The sequence below is a fragment of the Paracoccus sp. (in: a-proteobacteria) genome (assembly GCF_047973135.1).
Classification (GTDB): Bacteria; Pseudomonadota; Alphaproteobacteria; order Rhodobacterales; family Rhodobacteraceae; genus Paracoccus.
In genome coordinates this window covers 1-6,222 of sequence record NZ_JBKEBL010000130.1, presented here as the reverse complement: position 1 = coordinate 6,222, position 6,222 = coordinate 1, and the positions used below count along the sequence as shown (strand labels likewise).

Here is a 6,222-nt window from a genome sequence, read left to right as displayed (position 1 = left end):
TCCTCGATCTCCTCGCGGTTGATCGCATGCATCATCATCATGCGGCCGACGCGCTCGCGCTTGCCCTTGGTCGAGTTCATCAGCTGGTCGCCCTTCTTGATCACGCCCGAATAGATCCGGGTGAAGGTCAGCGAACCGACGAACGGGTCGTTCATGATCTTGAAGGCGAGGCCCGAGAACGGCTCGTCGTCGTTGGCGTGACGCGCGATGTTGCGTTCCTCGGTCTCGTCATCGGGCGAGAAGCCCATATAGGCCGGCACGTCCAGCGGGTTCGGCAGAAAGTCGATGACCGAATTCAACAGCGGCTGCACGCCCTTGTTCTTGAAGGCGGATCCGGCCGTGACCGGGAAGAACGACAGCGACAGCGTGCCCTTGCGGATCAGCCCGCGCAGGGTCGCCTCGTCGGGCTCGTTGCCTTCCAGATACTGTTCCATGGCGTCATCGTCCTGCTCGACGGCAAGCTCGATCATGTTGTTGCGCCACTCTTCGGCGACTTCCTTCAGCTCGTCGCGGATCGGCTGGCGGATCCAGCTTGCGCCCAGATCCTCGCCCTTCCAGACCCATTCTTCCATCTTGATCAGGTCGACGATACCCTCAAGCTGATCCTCGGCACCGATCGGCAGGGCGATCGGGCACGGGGTGCCGCCGGTGCGGTCCTTGATCATCTTCACGCAGTTGAAGAAATCGGCACCGATCTTGTCCATCTTGTTGACGAACACGATCCGCGGAACCTTGTAGCGGTCAGCCTGACGCCACACGGTTTCGGTCTGCGGCTCGACCCCGGCATTGGCGTCCAGCAGGCAGATCGCGCCGTCCAGAACGGCCAGCGAACGTTCCACCTCGATGGTGAAATCGACGTGGCCCGGCGTGTCAATGATGTTGAAGCGGTACTTGGTGTCCGAAGTCCCTTCCGAGGTCGGGTCTTCCTGACGCTGCCAGAACGTGGTGGTCGCGGCAGACGTGATCGTGATGCCGCGCTCTTGTTCCTGCTCCATCCAGTCCATGGTCGCGGCGCCGTCATGCACTTCGCCGATCTTGTGCGACTTGCCGGTGTAGTAAAGGATGCGCTCGGTCGTTGTCGTCTTGCCAGCATCAATATGGGCCATGATGCCGAAGTTGCGATAACGCTGCAGCGGATATTCGCGTGCCATGGGTGGATCCTTTCGCCTTACCAGCGGTAGTGGCTGAACGCCTTGTTGGCGTCGGCCATCTTGTGCGTGTCCTCGCGTTTCTTGACGGCAGTGCCGCGGCCGTTCACGGCATCGGCCAGCTCGCCCGCAAGACGCTCTTCCATCGTGTTTTCGTTGCGATTCTTCGCAGCGGTGATCAGCCAGCGGATCGCCAGCGCCTCGCGGCGGGTGGGGCGAACCTCGACCGGAACCTGATAAGTGGCACCACCGACGCGGCGCGAACGCACCTCGACCGAGGGCTTTACGTTATCCAGCGCCTCGTGAAAGACTTCGACCGGTTCGCGCTTGAGACGGGTCTGAACGCGGTCAAGCGCGCTATAGACAATCCGCTCGGCAACCGATTTCTTGCCGTCAACCATCAGGTTATTCATGAATTTTGTCAGTACGCGATCACCATATTTGGCGTCGGGCAGGACTTCGCGCTTTTCAGCGGCGTGACGACGGGACATTGATGCCTCTCCTTACTTCGGACGCTTGGCGCCGTATTTCGAACGACGCTGGCGGCGATCCTTGACGCCCTGGGTATCCAGCACACCGCGCAGGATGTGGTAACGGACACCCGGAAGGTCTTTCACACGACCGCCACGGATCAGCACGACGCTGTGTTCCTGAAGGTTGTGCTTTTCGCCCGGAATGTAGGAAATGACCTCAAAGCCGTTCGTCAGGCGGACCTTGGCCACCTTCCGCATAGCAGAGTTCGGTTTCTTCGGCGTCGTGGTATAGACGCGCGTACAGACGCCACGCTTCTGCGGGCATCCTTGCAGGTGCTGCGACTTGCTGCGCTGCACCTTGGGCTGCCGCGGTTTGCGGATCAGCTGTTGAATCGTCGGCATTCGGTTCCCCGTCTTGCTTTCTCGTCAATACTCGCAGCCATGGGCTGCGCCACTTCTCGACGGCGTCCTGCGCGAATCGCAAAACGCCAAATCCATCCCGCCCCATAGCGGGGTGGACGGTTAACTTCCAGAGGATCGAGGCAGTACTGGCCCGGATCGTGACCACACAGGTTCTGGTTCCCAAGGCGGATCTCCGCCGGGTTCCGGGCATATAAGTGGAATCGCCAAGGCTGTCAACATAACCCCGGCCCGCCCGTCCGGGCGGGTTCAGCCCGCCTCGCGCAGGGCCGTCATCAGCGCGTCGGGATCGATGTCAAAGCGCCGTGGCAGGGCATCCAGCCCCCATTCCTGAGTATCCATCCGGGGCACCGCGAAACTGCTGTCATTCGCATCGTGCAGGCCGCGCAGAAACATGTTGCTGTCGCCAAGCGTTACCGTAGGCATGACCCCGTGCAACCGGTGATGGCCCCAGGAAAACAGCCCGTTTTCGCTGTCGGGGGGCAGATAAACCGTCTGGCCCGGCGTCCATGTCGCAACCTTGGTCCGGTACAGCCGCACCATTTGCCCGTCAGCCTGCAATACAAAGCCATGCGAGTAATCGCAGCAGACCGCGCGCGACCGCAGGAACAGCGGCAGCAGGATTTCATCGAAATCCGTGCGGACCCGCGCGACATAGTCGCGCGCCACCGCGTCGTCATCGTCCAGACGGAACTGCGCCACGACCTCGGTTCCGGGGGCAACGCGGCTGCTGATCGCGGTATTGCCAATCTCGAAATGGCGACCGGGTTCGACGAAATCCAGATCGATGCCATCCTGCCCTGCAACCGCGTCCGACAGTTCCCCGCGCCATCGCGGCGGCAAGCGGGTGCTGGCCAGAACGACCAGAGTGAAATCGCGGTCGGACTGAGCGCGGATCGAAGGCAGCACGACATTGCGGAACCACGCCATCCGGCGGGCCAGCCGCTGATCGTTGAAGAGGAAGGCGGCGCGTTCGTCCAGATCCTGCGGCCCGCTTTTGAAGCCTCCGGTCGTCAGAACAGAGAACCGGCAGACCCCGATGACCTGAACCCGCATATCCTCTCCTATTCCACTACGCCCCGAGCCGCGCGCTCCAGCGCCGTGCGGCGCAACCGGAACCTGCGCCAAAGCTGCTGGTTCAGCGCCTCGGGATCGGCCTGCCACGGCACGCCCGGACCCGCCGCCCCGGAATCGCTGTCGGCATGAATCGAACGGATGAACATCAGCGGTTTCGTTACGGCAACGCCCGGCATCCACAATCCAATTTTGGAATGATCATAGTTCAGCGCGGTTTCTTCAAGTTCCGGCGCCAGAAATACGGTCAGCGCCACACCCATATTGTGACAAAGACGGGGGGTCATCCGCAACCCCTGCCCGTCCAGCGACATCATCAGCCCGCGCGAATAATCCAGCGACAGCTTGCCATCCATTTTCCACAGCGCCTTGACGCGGCGGAAATCCTTGCGCGCGGCGTCGATATAGTCAATGGCGACCGCGTCGTCGTCATCGTGGCGGAAATGGCCGATCACCTCGACCGCCGGATCGACATGCGGCGCAATGGCAGTCCGGCAGGCCTCCAGGTGCCGCTCCATCGGGGGGACCAGCTCCAGCCGCAATTGCGGGATTTCGGCGCAAAGGTCACGCAGTCTCGACAGCCACGGCTCGGGCAGATCCGGCCCGGTCATCACCACCAGCGTGAAATCGGGATCGGTCTGCGCGCGCCATGCCGGCAGCGCCACTTCGGAAAACCAGAACCAGCGCCGCGCCAGCCGGGCGGGATCGTACAGATAGCTGCGGCGTTCCTCATAGCTGTCATGCGTGACCTGAAAACCGCGCAGCCCGACATAGGAATACCGGCACAGCCCCAGCATCTGAACCTTCATCACCGCCTCCCCAGCATGGTTTCGCGCCAGATCGTATAGGCCCCGGCGCCGACCACCAGCGTCGAGCCCACCCAGGTCCAGCGATCCGGCCAGTCACCAAAAACCACGTACCCCGCCGCAATAGCGACGATCAGCGAGGTATAGCGGAATGGCGCGACGAACCCGACCTCGCCGGTGCGCATCGCCGCCACGCCGCAGACATAGCCGATGGTCAGGAACCCGCCCGCCAGCATCAGCGCCGCAAGCTGCCCTGGCGATGGCGGCATCCATCCCTGCCACAGGCTGACGATCAACGCGAAAATCGCCGTCGCCGAGGCGGCATAGAAGGCGATGGCGGCGGTTGTCACTTCGGGCCCCAGCCTGCGCGTGACCAGATCGCGCAATGTGACCATCGCCACGGCCCCAAGCGCAACCAGCGACCAGACGCCAAAGGTGCCGCTGCCGGGCCGCAGGACGATCATGACCCCGATCAATCCCACAATGACCGCACTGGTCCGCCGCCACCCCAGGGTTTCGCCAAACATCACTGCCGCGCCCAACATGATGATCAGCGGCAGCGATTGCATGACGGCGGCAAGATCGCCGATGGCCATATGTTGCAGCGCACCAAGAAACAGCACAGTCGAGCCGACCTCGCCCACAAGGCGCAGCCCCATGACCCCCCGGTCCGCAGGCGCGATCCGCAGCCGCAACCCCTTGCCGCGCTGCGCAAGCAGGAGCAGCACAATCATCACAGCCAGCCCCCGCAGCGCGACGGCCTGATACATCGGCATCGTCTGCGCGACGGATTTCATCACCGTATCGTTGCACGTAAAGCCAATCATGGACACGGTCATCAGCCCGGCACCGCGCAGATTGTCGCCGGGCTTCAGGGCTTCGGGCCGGATGGAAAGCGGGCTGGCCCTGCGAAATGGCGATAACAATGGCGCGCGCATCAAACCTTCTCCTGTCCACCAAGGGTTAGGTCGCCCTGCGGACGGGCACAAGGCCTTGCGGACCCTGATTGAACGGATCATACTAATAGTGCTGACAATTGCCCCATTCTGCGCCGGAGCCCGTATTGATCCCTTGCCGGCCATTCCGCACAGGGGCCAGCGAACGATTGCGGGGGGCGTTGACGGCGGTTATGCGCTGCGCTTGACTGGCATGGGTTGGGTTTGCCAGAGCAGTCATTCTCTGGGGTCGTGGTATAGCTGACGGAAGCCAATTTGATCATCAAATTGGCGCAGCATCAGCGTAAAATCAAATGGTTATAGCCTGACAACATAATCAAAACAAAGTCGTCAGGCTATATCAGTCCTGTGCCAGCGTCTCGACCAGCAATTCGCGGTCCAGCCCAAAGCGGCGGCGCAGGGTCTGGTCGATCTGTTCCTTCGCCATCTCGATCTGCATGGGACGATAATGCGTGCGGGGGCTGTCATTCTTGCCGTGAAAGCCGCGAATCCACATCAGCGGATGGTTCCGGCTGACCATCGTGGCCAGACGCCAGATCCAGTCATGGCGGTAATTCATGATCGAGCCGGGCCGGTCGGCGGGGAAATACATCGCCAGCGCCGGCACCCACAGCCGCGCGTGTTCGGCACGTATGTCGAAACTGCCATCCCCCTGACGTTCGATCACCAGACCCTGCGTATAGTCCAGCGCGACTGGCGCATCGGCCTTCATCAGCGGCCGGATCAGCCGGAAATCCTGGCGCAATTGCGCAACATAATCCAGGGCCACCGCGTCATCGTCATCCATGCGGAACTGCGCGACGACATCGGCATCCGGGTCTGTGTGCTTTGCCAGAAGCTGCCGGCAGATTTGCCCGTGCTTGCCGGGTGCCACCTGCTCAAGCCGGATCTGGGGGACAGCCCCGGCGATCTCGGTCAGTCGCGCCAGCCAAGGTTGCGGAAGGTCAATGCCCGTCGCCAGGATCAGCGTGAAATCGGGATCGGTCTGCCACAGCAGCGGTTGCAGGCATAAATGTTCGAACCAGCGCATCCGCTGTTCCAGACGCCGGGGATCATAGAGGAACCCGCGGCTTTGGTTCAGGTCCGAACCGACTGACTGGAACGCGTTCTCGACCAGCATGGAAAACCGGCAAAGCCCAAGAACCTGTATTCGCATCGGTATCCCTGTCCTGTTCACCCGCGAAAATGAAACAGCCCGACCATGTGGCCGGGCTGTCCTGTTCAAACGGTCAGTTCGCGATCATTCCCAGCTTCTGGATTCGGGAACGTCCACGATGATGCTGTCATCCATCGCCTCGTCGGCTTCGGCCATTACCGGCGCGGCCAGCGCGGCGGCGGCGGCGGC

7 protein-coding genes are annotated in these 6,222 nt (G+C 62.1%); all 7 read right to left on the bottom strand.

From position 1 onward, the window contains the following. Positions 1–1,151: elongation factor G (locus ACK5L9_RS09915; protein ID WP_416911299.1), on the bottom strand; the 1,151-nt coding region annotated here is incomplete at its 3' end. A 17-nt stretch (positions 1,152–1,168) separates the two neighbouring features. Further along, the gene (gene rpsG, locus ACK5L9_RS09910; RefSeq protein WP_416911298.1) at positions 1,169–1,639 is read right to left on the bottom strand and encodes a 30S ribosomal protein S7; all 471 of its coding nucleotides are present in this window, start codon (positions 1,637–1,639) and stop codon (positions 1,169–1,171) included. A 12-nt stretch (positions 1,640–1,651) separates the two neighbouring features. Next, positions 1,652–2,023, bottom strand: a complete 372-nt coding sequence (gene rpsL, locus ACK5L9_RS09905) for a 30S ribosomal protein S12 (protein WP_022705687.1) — start codon at positions 2,021–2,023, stop codon at positions 1,652–1,654. 267 nt (positions 2,024–2,290) lie between these two features. Then, on the bottom strand, positions 2,291–3,097 hold the full coding sequence (locus ACK5L9_RS09900; protein ID WP_416911297.1) for a glycosyltransferase: 807 nt from the start codon (positions 3,095–3,097) through the stop codon (positions 2,291–2,293). An 8-nt stretch (positions 3,098–3,105) separates the two neighbouring features. Continuing rightward, positions 3,106–3,924, bottom strand: coding sequence for a glycosyltransferase (locus ACK5L9_RS09895; RefSeq protein WP_416911296.1), 819 nt, complete (start codon positions 3,922–3,924; stop codon positions 3,106–3,108). Further along, entirely contained in the window at positions 3,924–4,859 is a 936-nt protein-coding gene (locus tag ACK5L9_RS09890; protein ID WP_416911295.1) for a DMT family transporter, read from the bottom strand. The genes ACK5L9_RS09895 and ACK5L9_RS09890 overlap by 1 nt, the downstream gene beginning before the upstream one ends. 358 nt (positions 4,860–5,217) lie before the next feature. Continuing rightward, positions 5,218–6,033, bottom strand: coding sequence for a glycosyltransferase (locus tag ACK5L9_RS09885; RefSeq protein WP_416911294.1), 816 nt, complete (start codon positions 6,031–6,033; stop codon positions 5,218–5,220). Positions 6,034–6,222 lie beyond the last annotated feature (189 nt).